At 50.7% G+C, this 22,165-nt stretch carries 20 protein-coding genes and 1 pseudogene; all 21 read left to right on the top strand.

The genetic code is table 11. The features are described from left to right. The first annotated feature begins 96 nt into the window (after nt 1–96). The 21 genes and pseudogenes from DFR62_RS04975 (at nt 97) to rpoE (ending at nt 22,047) form a co-directional block, all read left to right on the top strand. Complete coding sequence (locus DFR62_RS04975; protein ID WP_121298399.1) at nt 97–1,074, top strand: ABC transporter substrate-binding protein; 978 nt, start codon at nt 97–99, stop codon at nt 1,072–1,074. Further along, complete coding sequence (locus tag DFR62_RS04970; protein ID WP_121298397.1) at nt 1,067–2,059, top strand: FecCD family ABC transporter permease; 993 nt, start codon at nt 1,067–1,069, stop codon at nt 2,057–2,059. Before DFR62_RS04975 ends, DFR62_RS04970 begins: the two co-directional genes overlap by 8 nt. Further along, nucleotides 2,060–3,520, top strand: a complete 1,461-nt coding sequence (locus DFR62_RS04965) for an adenosylcobinamide amidohydrolase (protein WP_121298395.1) — start codon at nt 2,060–2,062, stop codon at nt 3,518–3,520. After that, nucleotides 3,517–4,470 carry an adenosylcobinamide-phosphate synthase CbiB gene (gene cbiB / locus DFR62_RS04960; RefSeq protein ID WP_121298393.1) on the top strand — a complete coding sequence of 318 codons (954 nt, stop codon included), beginning with the start codon at nt 3,517–3,519 and terminating at the stop codon, nt 4,468–4,470. The genes DFR62_RS04965 and cbiB overlap by 4 nt, the downstream gene beginning before the upstream one ends. After that, entirely contained in the window at nt 4,457–5,533 is a 1,077-nt protein-coding gene (locus DFR62_RS04955) for a pyridoxal phosphate-dependent aminotransferase (RefSeq protein ID WP_121298391.1), read from the top strand. Before cbiB ends, DFR62_RS04955 begins: the two co-directional genes overlap by 14 nt. Continuing rightward, nucleotides 5,515–6,063, top strand: coding sequence for a bifunctional adenosylcobinamide kinase/adenosylcobinamide-phosphate guanylyltransferase (locus tag DFR62_RS04950; protein WP_121298389.1), 549 nt, complete (start codon nt 5,515–5,517; stop codon nt 6,061–6,063). The genes DFR62_RS04955 and DFR62_RS04950 overlap by 19 nt, the downstream gene beginning before the upstream one ends. Before the next feature lie 11 nt (nt 6,064–6,074). Continuing rightward, the gene (gene cobS, locus DFR62_RS04945; RefSeq protein ID WP_121298387.1) at nt 6,075–6,845 is read left to right on the top strand and encodes an adenosylcobinamide-GDP ribazoletransferase; all 771 of its coding nucleotides are present in this window, start codon (nt 6,075–6,077) and stop codon (nt 6,843–6,845) included. Beyond that, entirely contained in the window at nt 6,818–7,402 is a 585-nt protein-coding gene (locus tag DFR62_RS04940; protein ID WP_121298385.1) for a histidine phosphatase family protein, read from the top strand. Before cobS ends, DFR62_RS04940 begins: the two co-directional genes overlap by 28 nt. Next, entirely contained in the window at nt 7,354–7,773 is a 420-nt protein-coding gene (locus DFR62_RS04935) for a bifunctional adenosylcobinamide kinase/adenosylcobinamide-phosphate guanylyltransferase (RefSeq protein WP_121298383.1), read from the top strand. Before DFR62_RS04940 ends, DFR62_RS04935 begins: the two co-directional genes overlap by 49 nt. After that, nucleotides 7,745–8,335, top strand: a complete 591-nt coding sequence (locus DFR62_RS04930) for a cob(I)yrinic acid a,c-diamide adenosyltransferase (RefSeq protein ID WP_121298381.1) — start codon at nt 7,745–7,747, stop codon at nt 8,333–8,335. The genes DFR62_RS04935 and DFR62_RS04930 overlap by 29 nt, the downstream gene beginning before the upstream one ends. 2 nt (nt 8,336–8,337) lie before the next feature. Then, the gene (locus DFR62_RS04925; protein WP_121298379.1) at nt 8,338–8,811 is read left to right on the top strand and encodes an ECF transporter S component; all 474 of its coding nucleotides are present in this window, start codon (nt 8,338–8,340) and stop codon (nt 8,809–8,811) included. Continuing rightward, the gene (locus tag DFR62_RS04920; protein WP_121298377.1) at nt 8,811–9,485 is read left to right on the top strand and encodes an alpha-ribazole-5-phosphate synthase; all 675 of its coding nucleotides are present in this window, start codon (nt 8,811–8,813) and stop codon (nt 9,483–9,485) included. Before DFR62_RS04925 ends, DFR62_RS04920 begins: the two co-directional genes overlap by 1 nt. Nucleotides 9,486–9,793: 308 nt before the next feature. After that, a complete protein-coding gene (locus DFR62_RS04915; protein ID WP_121298375.1) occupies nt 9,794–11,935 on the top strand; it encodes a (Fe-S)-binding protein in 2,142 nt (713 codons plus the stop codon). Nucleotides 11,936–12,255: 320 nt separating this feature from the next. Further along, on the top strand, nt 12,256–13,449 hold the full coding sequence (locus DFR62_RS04910) for an acetyl-CoA C-acetyltransferase (protein ID WP_121298373.1): 1,194 nt from the start codon (nt 12,256–12,258) through the stop codon (nt 13,447–13,449). A 2-nt stretch (nt 13,450–13,451) separates the two neighbouring features. Then, entirely contained in the window at nt 13,452–14,303 is an 852-nt protein-coding gene (locus tag DFR62_RS04905; protein ID WP_121298372.1) for a 3-hydroxybutyryl-CoA dehydrogenase, read from the top strand. 18 nt (nt 14,304–14,321) lie between these two features. Then, a complete protein-coding gene (locus tag DFR62_RS04900; protein ID WP_121298370.1) occupies nt 14,322–15,458 on the top strand; it encodes an acyl-CoA dehydrogenase in 1,137 nt (378 codons plus the stop codon). Nucleotides 15,459–15,475: 17 nt separating this feature from the next. Further along, nucleotides 15,476–16,615: pseudogene (locus DFR62_RS04895) on the top strand (acyl-CoA dehydrogenase). A gap of 15 nt (nt 16,616–16,630) precedes the next feature. Next, nucleotides 16,631–17,272 (top strand): TetR/AcrR family transcriptional regulator, encoded by a 642-nt coding sequence (locus DFR62_RS04890; RefSeq protein ID WP_121298367.1) that lies wholly within the window; start codon nt 16,631–16,633, stop codon nt 17,270–17,272. 5 nt (nt 17,273–17,277) lie between these two features. Continuing rightward, nucleotides 17,278–20,529: a fused isobutyryl-CoA mutase/GTPase IcmF gene (gene icmF, locus DFR62_RS04885; protein WP_121298366.1), complete on the top strand. Its 3,252-nt coding sequence runs from the start codon at nt 17,278–17,280 to the stop codon at nt 20,527–20,529. A 692-nt stretch (nt 20,530–21,221) separates the two neighbouring features. Further along, on the top strand, nt 21,222–21,383 hold the full coding sequence (locus DFR62_RS17345) for a hypothetical protein (protein WP_167456518.1): 162 nt from the start codon (nt 21,222–21,224) through the stop codon (nt 21,381–21,383). Nucleotides 21,384–21,444: 61 nt separating this feature from the next. Then, a complete protein-coding gene (rpoE, locus tag DFR62_RS04880) occupies nt 21,445–22,047 on the top strand; it encodes a DNA-directed RNA polymerase subunit delta (protein ID WP_121298364.1) in 603 nt (200 codons plus the stop codon). Nucleotides 22,048–22,165: the final 118 nt, after the last annotated feature.

The following is a 22,165-nucleotide window of genomic DNA, read 5'->3' as shown; positions in this document are numbered from 1 at the left end:
TCTGGCGAAGCGGCGCTCTTTGCCGCACAGCCGGAATAGCTTATGACCCGAGCGAGCGCTTGGTAGGAAAAATACAAAACACCGGGAGGAATAAAGATGAAAAATAGATGGAAATTCGGGACGGCTGCAGGAATGGCCGCCATTGTACTGGCTGGATGCGGCGATGAAGCGACACCTGTCGAAGATCAAGATGTAGAAACACCGGCTGAACCGCCGTCGGAAGTAGCGGAAGCGGAATTTCCGGTCACATTAGTTGATGCAATGGGCGATGAAGTGGTCATCGAAGAAGAACCGGAATCATTCGTTTCGATGATTCCTTCCAATACAGAAATTGCTTATGAACTCGGGTTGGGCGAAAAAATGGTCGGCGTTTCGGATTTTGACAATTATCCCGAAGAAGTAGCAGATCTTGAAAAGATCGGCGGCCAGGAATTCAATGTGGAGAAAATCATCAGCCTGCAGCCGGATGTTGTATTAGCCCATGAATCAGGGCTCGGCATGGGCACAGAGGGATATCAACAGCTGCGTGATACTGGGGTGAATGTCTTTGTTGTAGAAAACGCAGAAACATTTGATGAAGTATACGAAACGATTTCCGTTATCGGCCAAGTGTCAGGTGCAGTGGAAGCAGCAGATGGGTTAATTGAGGAAATGGAAGCGCAAGTCGCGGAAGTTGAAGAACTGGCGACTGGCGTCGATGAATCCAAATCGGTCTTCGTGGAGATCGGCAGCGAACCGGAACTCTATACAGCAGGGACGGGTACCTTCATCCATGAAATGCTGACGATGATCCAGGCGGAAAATGTTGCGGGAGACCAGGAAGGCTGGATCAGTATGGATCCGGAAGCAGTTGTTGCGGCAAACCCTGAAATCATCATCACCACAGAAGGCGGTTATATCGAAAATGCTGCTGAATTGATCAAAGAGCGCAGCGGTTATGCAGATGTGACGGCCGTGCAAGAAGATGCCATTTATGAATTGAACCCTGATACTGTCACGCGTCCAGGCCCGCGTTTGACGGAAGGCTTGATGACTTTGGCAGAAGTGATTTATCCGGAGACCTTCAGTGAGTAAATCTGCACTCGCCTATGTAGTCTCCCTGATTTTATTGGGCGGGGCAGTAGTGCTCGGAGTGACGGTCGGGACGGTGCCAATTTCACCGGCGGTTATCTGGAATCCTTCATCGGACGAAGCAGCTGCGAATATTTTATGGAATATCCGCATGCCGCGTGTGGTGCTTGCGGGACTGGTCGGTGCGGCACTTGCGATTGCGGGCGCAGCTTTTCAAGGCTTGCTGAAAAACCCGCTCGCTGATCCATATACTTTGGGAGTGTCGTCCGGTGCCGCTGTCGGTGCCGTGATGACGCTTTTTTTCGGCATCTCCATTCCGTTTCTTGGTCTGTTCACCTTGCCGGTCATCAGCATGATCGGCGCATTGATCACGATGCTCGCCGTCATGGGCTTTGCACGGCTTGTCGATCGGTCGATGAAGATGGAAACAGTTATTTTGACCGGCATCATCTTCAGTTCATTCCTGGGGTCGATCATGTCCTTGATGATTGCGTTGACCGGTGAAGAACTGCGGCAGATCATCGGCTGGCTGCTTGGCAGCGTATCGATGCGCGGCTGGCCTTATGTCCAGATGGCGCTGCCGTTTGTGCTTGTCGGTTCATTCGTCTTATGGCTTTACCGCCGGGAATTAAACGCGATGCTGTTCGGTGAAGAACGTGCACAACATTTGGGTGTAGACGTCAGGAAAAGCAAGATGGCGATTTTGATCGGCGGATCGGTCCTGACGGGATCAGCAGTCGCCGTATCTGGAACCATCGGCTTTGTTGGCTTGGTCGTCCCTCACATCACGCGCCTCGTCTGGGGTTCTGACCACCGCCATGTCTTGCCGTTATCGTTTATCAACGGGGCTGCGCTTTTAATCGTTTGCGACTTGGTGGCGCGGACGATCATTTCACCGACCGAATTGCCGATTGGTGTTATCACTGCATTTATCGGGGCGCCGGTCTTTGCATTCATCTTTTTCCGCCAGCGCAGAGGAGGGCTTTAAATGTTGCAAATTGAAAAGTTGTCAGGCGGCTATGGCGACAAGAAAATCGTTGACCGCATTTCATTCGGTGTCGAAAAAGGCCGCATGCTCGGCATACTCGGGCCGAACGGCAGCGGCAAATCTACCTTGATGAAATTGATTAGCGGCGTCTTGGAGCCGACAGCCGGCGTTGTCCGGATCGACGGCAAGCCGGTTGGCGATTTCCCAGCTAAGGAACTGGCCCGTAAGATGGCGGTCTTGCCGCAGCTACACGCGCATGCTTTTTCACACACCGTCCGTGAAACGGTTTCTCTCGGCAGGTATCCGCATCAAAGCGGCTGGTTTTCGTCTTGGTCAGAAGAAGATGAAGCGGCAGTCCAGGAAGCGATGAAGCTCATGGACATCAGCCACTATGAATCGACATTACTTGAAGAGATGTCCGGAGGCGAGCAGCAGCGCGTTTTCGTAGCGCAAGCCTTGGCGCAAAACGCGGCGGTCTTGCTGCTTGACGAGCCGACCAACCATCTCGATATCAACCACCAGAAAGAATTGTTGGATACCATCAAAAAACAGGCGATTGAAAAAGAATTGACGGTCATCTCCATCTTCCATGACATCAATTTGGCTTCCATGTATTGCGATGAACTTCTATTGATGGACGAAGGAAACATCGTCCGAATAGGAGAGCCCCATGAAGTTGTCAGGACACATGATGTCGAATCTGTCTACCAGACGCGTGTCAGCAATCACCCCCATCCGGAGCTGCCGAAGCCGCAAATCACCCTGTTGCCTGGCGTGCGCAGAAAACCGGCAGGGCAGCGAGTAAGAGCAGAAGATTTTCTCGTGACCCCGGAATTTGTCGCTTACCAAAGCCAGCTTCCGCTGAAGACCGTATCGTCTGCCGTCGTCAACGCGGGTTCTGGATGGTTCCGCAATTTCCTCAATCGACGCGTCGATGCCAGCTATAATATCGACAATAGTTTTGAGGAAATGGTCGATTATATCGAAGACAGCGGATTGAAAGCGACGGATACCGTAGCGATGATGACCGCTGTCCGCACAGAGCACGCAATTGTCCGTGAATACGCAAGTGGATTCGGCAGCATTGTCGTGGCGGTGACAGCGGGTGTCGGAAACGGCGTCGATGTATCGCAGGCCGTGGCGCGCGAACAGCGCGTCGGCACTATCAACACGTGGATTATGGTTAACGGCATTCTGTCGGATGAAGCTTTTATTCAAGCGATGATCACAGCGACGGAAGCTAAAACGAAGGCTTTGCAGCATGAAGAAGTCATCGATCCGCTAACGGGAACGATCGCCACGGGCACCTCAACCGATAGTTGCCTGGTCGCCGCTACGCAGCAAGGAGAAGCGCTGCCGTATGCAGGGCCGATTACTGAAGTAGGAAAACTCATCGGCACGGGTGTCTTCGAATGTACAGTTGAAGCGATCCACCTTTACCGCGAGGCGAAAAAAGCATGATCCACCATGTGTTGGCAATCGGCATCGGCCTATTGCTCGACCGCCTAATCGGGGATCCGCCGGCATGGCCCCATCCTGTTCGCTGGATCGGTTCATTGATCAATAGATTGAAGAGCCGCCTGAATGTTCCAAAGCATGCGTTTCGCAACGGCTTTGCCATGCTTTTTATTGTATTGGCGATGGTCGCAACAGTAACGGTCGCGATCGTTACTATTGCCTATTCGCTCCATCCGGCGATCGGAGTTTTAGCAGAAGCGCTGTTGATCGCTTCCGGCTTGTCGCAGAAAAGCTTGAAACAGGCAGCGGAAGATGTTTACACGCCGCTCGTCCAAGGTGATTTTGCACTTGCCCGCAACAAGCTGTCATGGATTGTCGGGCGCGACACGGAAACTTTGGGAGAAAGCGAGATCACCCGCGGCGTCGTCGAAACGGTTTCCGAAAATACAAGCGATGGCATCACCGCTCCGATGTTTTGGGCGCTATTGTTCGGCGCGCCTGGGTTATGGATTTACAAAGCGGTCAATACGTGCGATTCGATGGTCGGCTATAAAAATGAAGAATTCCAAGATTTCGGTTTTGCTTCCGCAAAATTCGATGACGTATTGAATTATGTGCCGAGCCGTGTGACCGGCTTGTTGATCGTGTTATTCACTCGAAATGAAAGCGGCATGCCGTTAAAACAACGCCTGTCGATCTGGCTACGCGATGCCAGGAAACATCCGAGCCCGAACAGTGGCTGGCTGGAAGCGGCAACGGCTGTGCAGCTGGGCATCGAACTTGGGGGCGTGAACTCCTATGGCGGCGTTCGGTCAATCCGCGCTAAAATGGGCGAACCATTGTTCAAACTCGAAGCAACACATATTAGAAGTGCAGTGAACCAAATGAATATTGCCGCAATCAGTTTTTTCGCACTGATTGCAATAGGGGGAATCCTGCTTGAAATTGCCTGAACACGGAGCCAATCCACATCGCCTCTATGAACAAGCGGGGCACAAGCAACCTTCGGAAGTGATCGATTTCAGTGAAAACGTCCATCCGTTCGGGCCGCCCGTTTTTTTAAAAGAGCAATGGGGAGATTTTTACAATTTGCTGTCTTCGTACCCAGACCCGCAAGCGGAACCTTTCCGTTCAGCGGCGGCCGAATACCACGGTGTCGAAAAAGAGCGGGTCGCTGCCGGAAATGGTGCTGCAGAAATCTTTACCTGGCTTGCAAAGCGTTACCGCGGCAAACGGGTGGCCTTGGTGGAACCAGCATTTTCTGAATATCGGAGCACTTTGGAAACTGAGAACATTCATATATTGGAAATTTATTTAAAGCCTGAACGTGCGTGGCAATTGGAACTAGAAGATGTAAAAAGACAGTTAGCACAGTGCGATGCATTGTATATTTGCAACCCGCATAATCCGACCGGGCGCTTGCTGGGCTTGGCGAAACTCGAAGAAATCGCCGCGTTGTGCAAAGGAAAGTGTGAGCTGGTAATCGATGAAGCGTTTATTGATTTTATCGGAGAACATGCATCGTTCATTCCGCTGCTGAAACGGTATCCGCATGTCATCATCGTCCGTTCGATGACCAAAATGTATGCGCTTGCGGGTCTTCGGCTTGGCTATGTCATTGCCGAGTCCAGCATCATCCGCGAATTGACAGGTGCCGCCCCCCATTGGAATGTCAACGGTTTAGCGGCCGCAGCCGGTGCACGCTGTTTTTCTGAAGAGGCGTACCGGGAGCGAATTATCCGGGCTGCCGACAGTGAACGCACGAAAATGGAAGATTTTCTGGAAATGATGGGTTGTCCGTTCATCCCTTCAGCAGCCAACTTCCTGTGTTTTCAATTACCCGATCCGGTGCGTTCAGAGCCATTTTTCCATGCCATGCTAGAAGCAGGAATCGTCTTGCGCCATACTTATTCATTTAAAGGAATGGACGGCGAATGGTTTCGCATCGGCATGAAAAGCACCTCAGCCATGGAACGGTTGAGAAAGGAGATGCAGCAATGGTTCAAGGACAATTAGTTTTTGTATCAGGGGGAGTGCGCAGCGGAAAAAGCGCTTATGCTGAAACGCTTGTCCGGCAGGCGAGAGGTGAACGCAATATATATATTGCCAGCGGCATCGCACGTGACCCAGAAATGGCAGAACGCATCGCACGCCACCGCAAGGACCGTGCGCAAGACGGATGGTGGACAATTGAACAGCCTCAGCAATTATCAGAAGCCTTGCCGCTCATCCGACAAAATGACGCGGTGTTGTGGGATTGCGTTACGACCTGGCTCGCAAATGAACTGTATGAAGGGTTTGAGCAAGGCAGTTTATGCGCAGACACGCCCGGCTGCATGGAGCAAAAATGGCATGAGCTAAAAAACACCATCGATTCGATCCGCGCGAAAGCCGTTTATTTTGCAGTCGTTTCCAATGAAGTGCTGGATGAACCACTTGTCGACGATACTTATCAAGAGTGGCTTGGGAAGATTCACCAATGGCTCGCAAGCCGCGCAGATCAGGCGATTGAAATGGAGAATGGCCTTGCAATTCGAAGAAAGTGAAGGTGATGCGGATGGCGAATCGGACGCTTGGGGGCTTGCTGCTCGCATTCCAATTCTTTTCATCGATTCCGGTACATAAAGAGATCCCGATGAAAAAGCCGCAAGTGACGGCAATGTACTGTTTGTTGCCTGTGGTCGGATTAGTGGCAGGGGCAATGGCTTCAGCCGCGATCTGGCTAATGCAGGAAACCACCGATATCGGTCCATTAATGATTGCGTTTTTGCTGGCTTCATTATTGTGGGCGATAACGGGGGGCTTGCACATGGACGGGCTGGCGGACACCGGCGACGCTTATTTTTCATACCAGAACAAGGATAAACGCCTGGAAATCATGGGAGACCCACGCATTGGCGCATTCGGGGCGATGGTGCTGATTTTTGCGATTGTCGGTAAGATCATCGTTCTTGCAGAACTGATTCCGACTGTGTCACTGATCGCTCTTGCCGCGGTGCCGGTCGTCAGCCGGGTCGGACTCTCTGCTTTATCCGCCACTGCAAAGCCGGCGAAAACAGAAGGGCTCGCGGCTTATTTTCAGCGTTTGATCGACCGCAAGACGATATTGTCAGCAATGTTCGCCTGGTCGCTGCTTATGCTTGCCATCTTATTTATATTCTGTGGCTGGACAGTGGCGATCGCCTTTTTGGCTGTTGCGCCCATTGCGACATTTGCTTATAAAAAATGGTGCGACAAGAATTTCGGCGGTGTCACGGGCGATTTGCTCGGGGCATACGCAGAAGGAATGGAGCTGTTGTTATGGATCATGCTTTTGTTCTTCGTCTGATCCGCCACGCGCCGACCGCAGGGAATGTGCGGAGGGCATATATCGGCTGGACCGATGAACCGATTTTGCCGTTCGAAGCCAAAGCGGATCATACTATCAACCTCGTGTGGGGGAGCGATTTGCTGCGTTGCCGGCAAACGGCCCAGCGATTGTTTCCGACTGCCAGTTACCGGGCAGTTCCAAATTTGCGGGAACTGAATTTCGGGGATTGGGAAAATTGCACGTACAGCGAGTTGCAATTTAATGAACGCTACCGTAAGTGGATCGATGACCCTGAGGCCGTTCAGCCGCCGAACGGGGAGAGCTTCCAGCAACTGGCCGAACGGGTTGACCAGTCAATAGACGCTTTTTCCGAAACAGGAGATTATACGCTCGTCACTCACGGCGGGCCGATCCGCTATATTTTGTCCAAAGCAAACGGACAGCCATTCTTTTCCCAGCAGGCAGCACATGGGCATTGTTATACCGTCACATGGGCGAGCAAGTCAGCGTATAGGGAGGGACATCCATGCGTATCGTATTCGGCGGAGCCTTTAACGGCAAACGCAAGTATGTAAAAGAACAGTTGAAGCTGGATTCAAGCGTTTGGCTCGAAGGCGAACTGCCGGCACCGGGTGAGTCCGCAGTGATTGCCGGATTGGAGCAATGGATCCGCAAGCAGCTGGAACAGCAACGCCCGGAACAGGATATAATAGCGGCGATCCGTGAACTTGCGGAAAGCGCAGGCGAACGTATCTGGATTTTGACTGACATCGGCCGCGGCATTGTGCCAATCGATCCGCTTGAACGCGAATGGCGCGATGTCACCGGACGCAGCTATCAGTATTTATTCGGCAACGCGGAGCACATCACACGCATTTGGTACGGCATTCCACAAACAATCAAAGGAGATGGTCGAGATGAATATTTACACGAAAACCGGGGATAAAGGGCAGACAGGATTAATCGGGGGGCGGACGGACAAAGACGATCCGCGCGTGGAAGCATATGGGACGATCGATGAGGTAAATTCATTTATCGGAAAAGCGATGACAGAACTTGACCGAGATGTGTTCGCCGATCTATTGAAAGATTTACAGACGATCCAAAATGAGCTGTTCGATTGCGGTGGCGACTTGGCGGATGTCCGCAATACGCCGCAATACAAGACGAATGAGGAATCGGTCGAACAGCTGGAACGCCGCATCGATGTATTGATGGACGAACCGCCGCTTCTTGAGCGTTTTATCCTTCCGGGAGGCACGCCCGCTGCAGCGACTTTGCATATCGCACGCACGATTACACGCCGTGCGGAGCGCCAAACTGTAAGCCTAGCAAAAACCGGCGAAGAATTCCCAGCGGTCATCCAGCGTTATTTGAACCGTTTGTCGGATTATCTTTTTGCAGCAGCACGCGTTGCCAATTCGCGAATGGATGTAGCGGACAATGAATATGTGCGCAGCGCCAAAGTCTTCAAGGACGGTGGGCGTTCGAAAAAGCGGGAGGAATGACAATGAAGACGCAGACCATTGCCCTGGCCGCTATTTTTATCAGCTTGTCCGCAATCGGCGGCATGGTGAAAATTCCGCTCGGCATCGCGTCGATTGCACTTGATGCCATGCCGGCACTCGTTGCCGCACTGTTTCTCGCCGCACCGCTTGCCGGTTTTGTCGCCGCGGCAGGTCACTTATTATCGGCTTTATTCGGCGGCATGCCGCTCGGCCCGTTTCATTTATTGATCGCGCTGGAGATGTTTGCGGTCGTCTGGCTGTTCGCGAAACTGCATAGCAACGGCAAGACCTGGTGGAAATGGATAGCATTCATTATCGGAAACGGCGTGTTGGCGGCCGTGCCATTTTATTTCCTATTATCTCCTGCTTTTTTCTATGCCTCCGTCCCGGGATTGCTGCTGGCCGCATCGATTAATGCTGCAGTCGCTGCACTCGTCGCCCCGCTAGTTACAGCAGCTGCGAGGAGATTGGCCTGATGCGCAACGAATTGTTAGTCGATGGGTTGGTCATCACGACGGACAACTCAGCCGCAATCGGAGAGAAGCCGCACGACATCGTAAACGTCCCGGATGAAGTCGCCGCGAAGTTCGCGACACGTGTCGCATTAGCAGAACAATGGGCGGCTGGAGGGGAAGCAACTGCCATCCTGCTCCATAATTTCAGTGGTGAAGAGCACTGGCCGCGTTATGTCTCAGGAATCACGCAATTATTTTCCGAGCTCGACATGCCGGTTCCGCCGGTTTCAGGAAGCACAGAAAGCAATATCGAGACGCTGCAATCGGCGCTGGCGGTGACGATCATCGGGCGAAAGCTTCGCATGCTCCCTGATCCGTATGCACTCGAATGGTTCATTTACGGAGAGCCGCTTGTTGGGGAAGCGGTCATCAATCATCCCGATCGGATCGCCGATTTGCGGATCGTAAAGAACGCATTCGACTGCAATCAAATCGAGCGAATCTGGCCGATTGGATCAGGGGGGATTGAGCGGGAAGCTGACAAGCTGTTCGGCTGCAGGATGCCGCTAGCACAAGGAATTGCCAAAGAAGCGTCCGGTGGTCCTGCGACTTGCTTGTTAGTTGGTCTCCAAACAAGCAAAGTCGAGAAAGCAAAACGCCTATTTGGAAAGCATTTTCGCAAATTAATTGAATAGCTCATGAGCCGCCTATCGAGCGGCTATTTTTTTTTGGAAAAAAACAGCTGGAGAATGGAGTCATAAAGATCATCGTTGCAAAAGCAGCCGGATGATAGCTGCTTCAATTGTTTTGACAGGCAGGAATGCAGTGAGGGCGTGTGGAATATCAGTTATTGGAAATTATATTTCGGAAAGGCCATAGATTTCTATTGACTGAATGCTCATTCACTTTTAAACTAGAACATAGTATCGACATTCTGCCGCACTTCACGTAAACTTTGGAGTAGAATTGGGGATTTACACATTCAACAAGGGGGGACTACACGATGGAGTTTTTGCTCATCGCTAACTGGGTTTTATTTATACTTGTAACCGCTTACGCCGTTTACTTGTTCATCTACTTGCTGAAGTCGCGCTATGACTATATCAAGCTCGGCAAAAAAGTGGATTTTGAAGAAAACTTCAATGAACGGGTCCGCAAAGTAATGGTCAACGTGTTTGGCCAGAAGAAATTATTGAAAGATAAAAAGAGCGGTGCGATTCATGTGATGTTCTTCTATGGCTTCCTGCTTGTTCAGGCGAGTGCCATCGATTTCATCATCAAAGGCTTGTCGCCTGATTCGCATTTGCCGCTTGGCCCACTATATCCGGCATTTACACTCTTCCAGGAATTCGTTACATTAACGATCTTGGTTGCTGTCGTCTGGGCATTCTATAGACGTTATATCGAAAAACTGGTCCGCCTGAAGCGCGGCTGGAAATCCGGCCTTGTGCTGATTTTCATCGGTGGTTTAATGGTCACCGTCCTTGTCGGGAACGGCATGAACATGATCTGGCACGGCCATGAAGGGGCTTGGACAGAACCTGTCGCAAGCGTCATCGGAGCGGCATTCGCTTGGCTTCCTGAAGCGGCTGCAGCGACCATCTTCTACGTTATGTGGTGGGCGCATCTATTGTTCTTATTGACTTTCTTGGTCTACGTTCCGCAATCCAAGCACGCCCACTTGATCTTCGGGCCGGTCAACACATGGTTCCACCGTTTGGATCATGTCGGCCGCTTGAAGCCAATTAATTTCGAGGATATGGAAGAAGAAAATGAAGAAGATCCAGATGCCATGCCAACATTCGGCGTCGGTAAAATCACCGATTTCACGCAAGCACAGATGATTGATTTCTACGCATGCGTAGAATGCGGACGCTGCACGAATATGTGTCCGGCTACCGGGACCGGCAAAATGCTGTCGCCGATGGACCTGATCACGAAACTCCGTGACAATTTGACGAACACGGGTGCTGTCATGACCCAGAAAAAACCGTGGGTGCCAGCGATGGCATTCAGCAATACGCAAGGAAACCAGTTGGCGATGGCTGCAGGCGCTGAAGGCATCTCAATCGATGAACTTTACAGCCCGAGCTTGATCGGTGATGTCATCACTGAAGAAGAAATCTGGGCTTGTACAACATGCCGTAACTGTGAAGATCAATGCCCGGTCATGAACGAACACGTCGACAAAATCATCGACCTTCGCCGTTACCTGGTCATGACGGAAGGCAAGATGGATAAAGATGCACAACGCGCCATGACCAACATTGAAAAACAAGGCAACCCATGGGGCTTGAACCGCAAGGAAAAAGAAAACTGGAGAGATGCTCGCCCAGATATCTCGATCCCAACGGTTAAAGAAGCCAGCAAAGCTGGAGAAGAGTTTGAATACCTGTTCTGGGTCGGTTCGATGGGCTCATTCGACAACCGTTCACAGAAAATCGCGCTTTCCTTTGCACGCTTGATGAATGAAGCAGGCATCAAATTCGCGATTCTCGGCAATAAAGAGAAGAACTCCGGCGATACACCGCGCCGCCTCGGGAATGAATTCTTGTTCCAGGAACTTGCGACCGCCAATATCAAGGAATTCGAAAAAGCGGGTGTCACCAAGATCGTCACGATCGATCCGCATGCTTATAATATCTTCAAAAACGAGTATCCTGATTTCGGCTTTGAAGCAGAAGTCTATCACCATACAGAAATGCTCTTTGACCTTGTCCAGCAAGGCAAGTTGAAGCCGCAGCATGCAGTGAACGAGAAAATCACTTTCCATGATTCCTGCTACCTCGGCCGTTACAACGATGTATACGATGCGCCGCGTGAGATTCTCAAAGCGATTGAAGGCGTCGAACTCGTGGAAATGAAACGCAATCGCCAAGACGGCATGTGCTGTGGAGCTGGCGGCGGACTTATGTGGATGGAAGAAGACGCCGGACACCGCGTCAACGTTGCCCGCACCGAGCAGGCGCTTGAAGTGAGCCCGACGATGATTTCTTCCGGATGCCCGTACTGCTTAACGATGCTATCAGATGGAACGAAAGCGAAAGAAGTCGAAGAGCAGGTCGGCACATACGATGTCGCTGAACTCCTTGAGATGGCTGTTCTCGGAAAAGACGCACCACCAGTTGAGGAAATCGTACAATAAATAGATTTGCCAACTGACAGAAAATTGAGTAGAATAACAGCATAGAGAAAAATGAAAGGGAGTGCTACACTCCCTTTTCTTATGTAATCAAGTCGAGCGAGCGTTCAGTCAACCAAGAAAAGCAAAACCAGCCGATCAGGTTCGACCGGCATAAGACGAACCGGCGAAGTGGCGCTATTTGCCACACAGCCGGGTTGGCTTATGACCCGAGAACCTGGCTGGAATTTGCTAGACACCAAGAAAAGCAAAATCAGCCGATTGTGGCTGAAAAAATTTTTATCGTTATGAAAACGTTTCCAAAATATGAGGAGGAATTGTAAATGGCAAAAACGGTCATCATTGATGGAGCACGCACAGCATTCGGGAAATTTGGCGGGGCGCTCAGTTCATTCACAGCAAGCGACCTAGGGGCAGCGGCGATCAAGGAAGCGCTGAAGCGTTCAGAGGTAAAGCCTGAAGATGTTCAAGAAGTCATCATGGGTAATGTCCTGCAGGCAGGCCAAGGGCAAATCCCTTCCCGCCAAGCGGCTTATAAAGCGGGCATTCCTTACAACGTCAAATCCGAAACAATCAATAAAGTATGTGCATCCGGTTTACGTTCTGTCACGCTAGCAGACCAAATCATTCGCTTGGGAGACGAAGAGTTGATCGTTGCAGGCGGCATGGAATCGATGTCGAATGCGCCTTATTATTTGCCGAAAGCACGCTTTGGCCTTCGCATGGGCGATTCTCAAGTCATTGATGGCATGGTCCACGACGGCTTGTCATGTTCATTCCATCCAGACAAAGTGCATATGGGCACATACGGCAACTCAACGGCAGAAACTTTCGAGCTGACACGTGAAAGACAAGACGAATGGTCAGCCCGTTCCCATGAACGCGCAATTAAAGCACGCGATCATTTTTCACAAGAAATTACGGCAATGGAAGTGCCTCAACGTAAAGGCGATCTAATTACAGTCGACCAAGATGAAGCGCCGCGTGAAGGCACAACATCTGAAGTGTTGGCGAAACTGCGCCCGGCATTCGGAAAAGACGGCACGATTACGGCAGGGAATGCACCAGGAATCAATGATGGAGCGGCAGCACTTGTATTGATGAGTGAAGAACGCGCCCAAAAAGATGGGAAAGCCGTATTGGCTCACGTCCTAGGACACACAGAAGTCGCGGTCGAACCGCACCGTTTCCCTGAAACGCCAGGGCTCGTCATCAACGAATTATTGAAGAAAACCGGCAAATCATTGGAAGAAATCGATCTTTTTGAAATCAATGAAGCATTTGCGGCGGTTGCGCTGGCAAGCTCGAAAATTGCTGGTCTCGACGAAGAGAAAGTCAATGTCAACGGAGGATCCGTTGCACTTGGCCATCCAATCGGGGCGAGCGGAGCGCGCATCATCTTGACGCTCGCTTATGAATTGAAACGCCGCGGAGGCGGCATCGGAATTGCCGCTATCTGTTCAGGCGGCGGGCAAGGCGATGCAGTGATGATCGAAGTACCGAAGGAGGAAAACTAAAGATGTCTATCCAAAACGTCATGGTCATCGGAGCCGGCCAAATGGGCTCCGGTATCGCGCAAGTCTGCGCGCAAGCTGGATTTAACGTAAAACTGAACGATATGAAACAAGAAGCATACGAACGCGGGATCGCGAGCATCTCGAAAAATTTGTCGCGCAATGTCGAAAAAGGCCGCATGACAGAAGACGAGAAGTCGCAAGTGCTTGGACGCATCCAATCTTCATTGGATTTGAAAGATGCACACGATGTCGACATCGTCATTGAAGCCGCTGTCGAGAACATGGAAATCAAATCGACGATCTTCAAGACTTTGGACGAAGTGGCACCGAAGCATGCCATTCTTGCATCGAATACATCTTCACTGCCGATCACTGAAATCGCAGCAGCAACGAACCGCCCGGAACAAGTCATCGGCATGCACTTCATGAACCCGGTACCGGTGATGAAATTGGTCGAGATCATTCGCGGCCTTGCAACAACGGACGAAGTATATCAGGCAGTTGAAGACATGACAGTGAAATTATCGAAAACGCCAGTTGAAGTAAATGACTTCCCTGGTTTCGTTTCGAACCGCATTTTGATGCCGATGATCAATGAAGCGATCTTCACGCTGCAAGAAGGCGTCGCGACAAAAGAAGCAATCGACGAAGTGATGAAGCTCGGCATGAACCATCCGATGGGGCCTCTTCAATTGGCTGATTTCATCGGGCTGGATACGTGCCTTTACATTATGGAAGTGCTGCACGACGGTTTCGGCGACAGCAAATACCGTCCAAGCCCGCTCCTGCGCCAATACGTGAAAGCCGGCTGGCTCGGCAAAAAGACCGGACGCGGTTTCTACGAATACAACTAAGATTTAGGGGGAGCCTTAATGGACCTGCATTTTACAGACGAACAATTGATGATGCGCAATATGGTGCGCGATTTTGCAAAAGAAGAAATCATGCCTTTTATCGATCGCATGGAAGAAGGCGAATTCCCGACGGAGATACTCAAGAAAATGGGCGGGCTCGGATTGATGGGCATCACCGCACCAGAAAAATACGGCGGCTCGGAAATGGATTTCACATCTTACATCACAGCCATTCATGAATTGTCTAAAGCGAGCGGCGTTATCGGCGTCATTTTGTCGGTTCATACATCGGTCGGCACCAATCCGATCATCAATTTCGGAACGGAACAGCAAATTGCAAAGTACGTTCCGAAACTGGCGACGGGCGAATATTTGGGCGCATTCTGTTTGACAGAGCCGTCGGCCGGATCCGATGCAGCGGCGCTGAAAACGCGTGCTGTTAAAAAGGATGGGAAATATATCCTGAACGGATCGAAAGTCTATATCACCAACGGCGGCGAAGCCGATACGTACATCGTGTTCGCATCGACGAATCCGGAAGCAGGCCCTCGTGGAGTTTCTGCCTTTATCGTGGAAAAAGATTTTCCAGGGTTTGTGGTCGGGAAAGACGAAAGAAAAATGGGGCTTCACGGTTCGCGGACCGTGCAGTTGACGTTTGAGAATATGGAAGTACCAGCTGAAAACCTGCTTGGGGAAGAAGGCAAAGGATTTTCGATCGCGATGGCGAACTTGAACGCCGGGCGCATCGGGATCGCCGCACAAGCTTTGGGCATCGCAGAGTCTGCTTATGAATACGCAGTAGCATACGCCAAAGAGCGTGAGCAATTCGGAAAACCAATCGCCCAGCAGCAAGGCATCGGATTCAAACTTGCCGATATGGCGACTCAAGTCGAAGCGGCCAAACTTTTGGTTTATAACGCAGCCGATATGTACGCAAAAGGAATCGAGTGCAATAAGGAATCGTCAATGGCGAAGCTGTTCGCTTCAAAAGCGGCGATGGACATTACGACGGAAGCCATCCAAGTTTACGGCGGCTACGGATACACGAAAGACTATCCGGTCGAGCGCTTATTCCGCGACGCCAAAGTCACAGAAATCTACGAAGGCACGAGCGAAATCCAACGCATCGTCATCAGCAAACAACTACTAAAATAATTGGGGGAAATAACACAATGAACTTTCAACTATCTGAAGAACATAAAATGATCCGTAAAATGGTCCGCGACTTCGCGAAAAACGAAGTGGCGCCGACAGCAGAATAGCGCGACGAAGAAGAAAGCTTCGATATGAAAATCTTCCATCAAATGGCGGAACTCGGACTGACAGGCATTCCGTGGCCGGAAGAGTACGGCGGTATCGGTTCAGATTACTTGGCATACTGCATCGCGGTTGAAGAGTTGTCGCGTGTGGACGGTTCTGTCGGCGTTATCTTGTCTGCCCACACATCACTTGCCGGATGGCCGGTCTATACATTCGGAACGGAAGAGCAAAAGCAGAAATACTTGCGCCCGATGGCTGAAGGCACAAAAGTCGGCGCTTACGGACTAACAGAACCATCTGCAGGATCAGATGCAGGAAGCATGAAAACCAGCGCGAAAGAAGACGGCGACCATTATATCTTGAACGGTTCTAAAATCTTCATTACAAACGGCGGAATCGCTGATATCTACGTCGTTTTCGCCGTGACTGACCCAGACTCGAAACATAAAGGCACAACAGCCTTCATCGTCGAAAAAGATTTCGAAGGCTTCTCAGTCGGCAAGAAAGAGAAAAAACTCGGCATCCGTTCAAGCCCAACAACTGAAATCATCTTCGACAACTGCCGCGTACCGAAAGAAAACGTACTTGGCGAACTGGGCCAAGGCTTTAAAATCGCCATGCAGACGCTTGACGGCGGCCGCAACGGCATCGCAGCCCAAGCTGTCGGAATCGCACAAGGTGCAATGGACGCAGCAGTCGATTACGCAAAAGAGCGCGAGCAATTCGGCAAGCCGATTGCAGCGAACCAAGGCATTTCCTTCAAGCTTGCGGATATGGCGACAGGCATCGAAGCATCTCGCCTATTGACGTACCAGGCAGCTTGGCTCGAGTCGAACAAACTGTCCTACAGCAAGGAATCCGCCATGGCAAAATTGATGGCTGGCGACACAGCGATGAAAGTAACGACAGAAGCGGTTCAAGTCTTCGGTGGCTACGGCTACACGAAAGATTATCCGGTTGAGCGTTTCATGCGCGATGCGAAAATCACTCAAATCTACGAAGGCACACAGGAAGTCCAGCGTTTGGTCATTTCCCGTATGGTCACGAAATAAACGGAGGGTCGGCCTATGACGAAAAAGCGTGAAATTCAGTCCTCCGTGAAAGACGAAAGCCTGATTGAAAAGCGCCGTGAACAGATGATCCGCGGCGCTGTCACGCTTTTTAAGGAAAAGGGTTTTCACCGGACGACGACGAGGGAAATTGCAAAAGCAGCCGGTTTCAGCATCGGCACATTATATGAATACATCCGCACAAAAGAAGATGTGCTCTATCTTGTGTGCGACTCGATTTACGACGAAGTCAACGCACGGCTCGACCGGCTGGATTTGGAGGAAGGCTCGCTCGAGACGCTGGTCAAAGCACTCGAACAATACTATACATTGATCGACGATATGCAAGATGAATTCGTCGTCATGTATCAGGAATCCAAATCCTTGCCGAAAGACGCGCTGCGTTACGTACTGAACAAGGAAATCGAAATGACGGCTTTGTTCGAACGGTTGCTTTCAAAATGCGCCGCGTCAGGGGAATTGTCCCTGTCGCAAAAAGAAATTGTCTTGGCTTCCCACCATTTGTTCGTACAAGGGCAGATGTGGGCGTTCAGGCGCTGGGCGCTGGATGACTACACCATTGGGGAATTTATCGAAATGCAAACAAAATTTCTGCTGCAGGGGATGGCAGGGGAAAAAATCACCATACAGGGGGCTTGACCATAATGGCTACTATACAAGAAAACACCACTTATCAGCCAAAGCACCATATCCGGTTCGTCACGGCATCGAGCCTTTTCGATGGCCACGACGCATCGATCAATATCATGCGCCGGATCTTGCAGGCAAATGGCGTCGAAGTAATCCACCTCGGGCATAACCGTTCCGTGGAGGAAGTCGTCAATGCAGCAATCCAGGAAGACGTCCAAGGAATTGCTATCTCTTCTTACCAAGGCGGCCACGTGGAATATTTCAAATACATGCATGACTTGCTTCAAGAACGCGGAGCAGGGCATATCCACATTTACGGCGGCGGAGGCGGTGTCATCTTGCCGCGTGAAATCCGTGAGCTTGAAGACTACGGCATTGCCGGCATTTTCTCACCTGAAGATGGCCGCAAAAAGGGCTTGCAGGGCATGATCGCGGAAATCGTCGAGGAATGCGATTTTTCCACAGCGAAAGAAGACGTTTCCTTAGACGGTTTGACTGCTGAAAACCCGGTAGCGCTTGCCAACGTCATCACGACGGCGGAAGAAGCGCACACGCGAAATCTCGATACGGGCGATTTGATGAAAGCGGTCCGTGAAAAATCGAAAAATACGCCGGTTCTCGGGATTACCGGAACAGGGGGAGCCGGGAAAAGCTCGTTGACGGATGAATTGATCCGCCGCTTTTTGACTGAGCTTCCGGACAAGAAAATCGCCATCCTGTCAATCGACCCGACGAAACAAAAAACGGGCGGTGCGCTGCTTGGCGACCGTATCCGCATGAATGCCATCTTCAATAAACGCGTATTCATGAGAAGCCTCGCCACTCGTGGATCTAGAACGGAATTGTCCGCGGCGATCGGCGATGTGCTCGATGTAGTGAAAGCGGCAGGGTTCGATTTGATTGTCGTGGAAACAAGCGGTATCGGACAAGGCGATGCTGAAATCGCTGGCATTTCCGATGTCTCGATGTATGTTATGACGAGTGAATTCGGTGCGCCGACACAGCTTGAAAAAATCGACATGATCGATTACGCCGATTTGATTGTCATTAATAAATTCGAACGAAAAGGCTCAGAAGACGCATTGCGCCAAGTCCAAAAACAGTATCAGCGCAGCCACCTGCTTTGGGAAAACGACCTTGACGACATGCCGGTCTACGGCACGATCGCAAGCCAGTTCAACGATAAAGGCACTAATGCCTTGTTCGCTGCACTTGTCGCGACAGTCAACCAGAAATGCGGCATGGACTGGGAAACGAGCTATGAAGCGTTTGCGAAAACGCAAAAAGAAAACCTCATCATTCCGAACGACCGCCGCTATTATTTGCGTGAAATTACGGATGCCGTTCGTGGTTACCATGCGAAAAGCGCAGAGCAAGCCGGATTTGCGCGTCGTTTGTTCCAGCTCGAAGGCGCCATCGAAGAAGTCCAAAAAAATGCGCCGGATGATGCACTCGTCCAGTCCTTGGAATCACTCGCACAAGGCGTGCGTGATGAATTGACAGCTGAATCAAAACGCATCCTTGATAACTGGAATTCCCTTCAGGAAGATTACGCAGGTGATGAATTGGTCACGAAAGTCCGCGACAAGGAATTGCGTACATTGCTGCGTACAGAAAGCTTGTCCGGCATCAAAGTGCCGAGAGTCGCATTGCCGAAATTCAAGGATTATGGCGAAATCTTGCGCTGGGTCTATGCCGAAAACGTGCCGGGTTCATTCCCATATACGGCAGGGGTGTTCCCATTCAAACGCGCGGGTGAAGATCCAAAACGCCAGTTTGCGGGAGAAGGCACGCCGGAACGCACAAACAGAAGATTCCATTATCTGTCAAAAGGTGATGACGCGAAACGCTTGTCCACTGCATTCGACTCGGTAACATTGTACGGGGAAGACCCGGATCACCGTCCGGACATCTACGGAAAAGTAGGTGAATCAGGTGTTTCCATCTGTACGCTGGAAGATATGAAGAAACTGTATGACGGCTTTGACTTGTGTGCGCCGTCGACTTCCGTTTCGATGACGATCAATGGGCCAGCGCCGATCATCCTGGCGATGTTCATGAACACGGCCATCGATCAGCAAGTGAAAAAGCGTGAAGAAGAGCTCGGCCGCACATTGACGGTCGAAGAATTCACCGAAGTGCGTGAAGGTACGCTGCAAGTGGTACGCGGAACGGTTCAAGCGGATATTTTGAAAGAAGACCAAGGGCAGAACACATGCATCTTCTCGACAGAATTTGCGCTGCGCATGATGGGCGATATCCAGCAATACTTTATCGACCACAAAGTGCGCAATTACTATTCGGTGTCAATTTCCGGCTACCACATTGCGGAAGCGGGCGCGAATCCGATTTCGCAATTGGCGTTCACCTTGTCGAACGGCTTCACATACGTCGAGTATTATTTGAGCCGCGGCATGAACATCGATGATTTCGCGCCGAACTTGTCGTTCTTCTTCTCGAACGGTTTGGATCCGGAATACACGGTCATCGGTCGCGTTGCACGCCGCATTTGGGCAATCGTCATGCGCGATAAATACGGCGCGAACGAACGCAGCCAGAAACTGAAATACCACGTCCAGACATCTGGCCGCAGCTTGCACGCACAGGAAATCGATTTTAACGATATCCGTACGACTTTGCAGGCTTTGATGGCGCTTCAGGACAACTGCAACTCGCTTCACACAAACGCTTACGATGAAGCAATCACGACGCCGACGGAAGAATCCGTGCGCCGTGCGATGGCCATCCAGATGATCATCACGAAAGAACACGGATTGTCGAAAAATGAAAACCCGTTGCAAGGCGCATTCGTGGTGGAAGAGTTGACGCAATTGGTCGAAGAAGCCGTCATGACGGAATTCGACCGCATCAACGACCGCGGCGGTGTTCTTGGCGCGATGGAGACGCAATACCAGCGCGGCAAGATTCAGGAAGAATCGATGCATTATGAAATGAAGAAGCATACTGGCGAATTGCCGATCATCGGGGTCAACACGTATTTGAACCCGAACCCGCAATCGGACGACGACATCAACGCGATGGAAATCGCCCGTGCGACGAAAGAAGAAAAAGAAACGCAAATCAACAATTTGCGCGCGTTCCAAGAGCGCAATCCTTCAGATGAAGCCTTGCAGCGCTTGAAACAAGTCGCAAAAGAAGGCGGCAATATTTTCGAGGAACTGATGGAGACTGTCAAAGTCGCAAGCCTTGGCCAGATCACTTCAGCTCTCTACGAAGTAGGCGGCCAGTACCGCAGAAACATGTAAGATCCCATCCCCTCGCCTTTAACCGGGCGAGGGGATTTTTTTGTGCTTGAGCATGTGCTTTCATTCGTGCTTAGCTAGACTGGTGTGTGGAGAAGTGAGCGAGGCAAGTGAATGAGATGGGTGGTTCGTTGATTGTTTCATCACGAATGAGCCGCCTCCCGCTTAGGGCTGGCCTCCCGCAATGAGCCGAAAAGAACGTTCGTCTCATTGCTTCGGCTCGCCCGTGAGCGCGGTTCGGCTTTTAGATTTCATTGGATGTTGCATGCGAGGACACGTCTTTTTTTATTGTATTAGTCCGCTGGTGAAGACGCCTAGTTAGAGTTGATAGCGGAAAAGATGGTTCACTAGCTATTCTTTATGCAATTACAAAGCTGTCCAAAACTGTTCATGCTAATTTCAATGACAGATAAATTTCATTTCCACTCTATACTTAGAGGTGGAGCGGAAATGGCTGACTCCTGGGGGACTGAGCGGGCTGGCGAGACAAATGTGCCGTGCATTTTGGCACATTGGCTCAACACCCGCCCCCCGGAAAGCAGCCATTGGAGCGAAACCTCCCCCACATACATTTACTCTATAAACTTAGTTGTATTGACAACTCAAATCTCATCCGGCACTTCGGTCGATTTGGCGGTGCAAGTCCGTTATAATGGAAGAAGTTGAAACTCTAAAGAAAAGAGATGGATGACAACATGCCCAAAGCTGCTCATTACTCGATCATCATTGCAGCGGTCGTGCTGCTTATTGTACTGTACAATAGAGCGCTCGGCTCGATACCGTTTTTAATCCTGTCCGCCTACTTTTTCTATTTCGGGTGGGATCAGCTTATGCGCAGAAAAAAGAAATCCCGGTAGCGGACAGCAAGGACTTTGTATATAATGGATAGAGTTACGATACAAGAAGGGACGTGCACGAATGAACATCCGTGAATTAACGAAAGAAGAATTGCTAGAAGAGTCGTTCGTCGACTTAACATATGCCATTTTGGAAGAAACCAAAGAAACGAAAACTTTTTCAGAGCTAGTCGCTGAATTGCAGCAATTGATCGGCCTTTCTGAAGAAGAGATGAAAGCGCATCTTGCACAGTATTACACTGACATGAACATTGATGGCCGCTTCCTGATCCTTGGCGAAAATCGCTGGGGCCTTCGTGAATGGTATCCGGTCGAGCAGATCGAAGAAGAATCTGCACCGACAGTTAAAGCCCGCAAGAAGAAGAAATCGAAATCGACGGACGATGACTTCGATGATATGGATCTCGAGTTGGAAGACGAGCTGGACTTCGAAGATTTCGGCGAAGACGATGGCGATGTTTCTTCAGATGACGACGATGACGATGATGATGACGAAGTGGCTGTCAAAGCACCGGTCGTTGATCTTGATTTCGATTCGACAGATGATGACGACGATGTCGACGAAGTGGAAGATGTCGGCGTGCTCGTAGAAGACCTTGATGGCAACATCATCGACGAAGAAGAAGATGACGAAGAGGAAGAAGAAGAGGATGGGCTGAAGTAGTCTGAACTTTTTTTCACCTTGACGGAAACGGCTGTACAGGATAAGATTTTATTGGGCTCCTTAAAATAGGAGAGATGATTCGTATAGCTAACGCGCTCCCCCTGCACGCTTTGCAGGA

This window comes from Planococcus citreus (assembly GCF_003664125.1).
In the GTDB taxonomy this organism is placed as follows: domain Bacteria; phylum Bacillota; class Bacilli; order Bacillales_A; family Planococcaceae; genus Planococcus; species Planococcus citreus.
The sequence above is the reverse complement of the archived record's forward strand: the minus strand, read 5'-3'. Positions and strand labels throughout refer to the sequence as shown.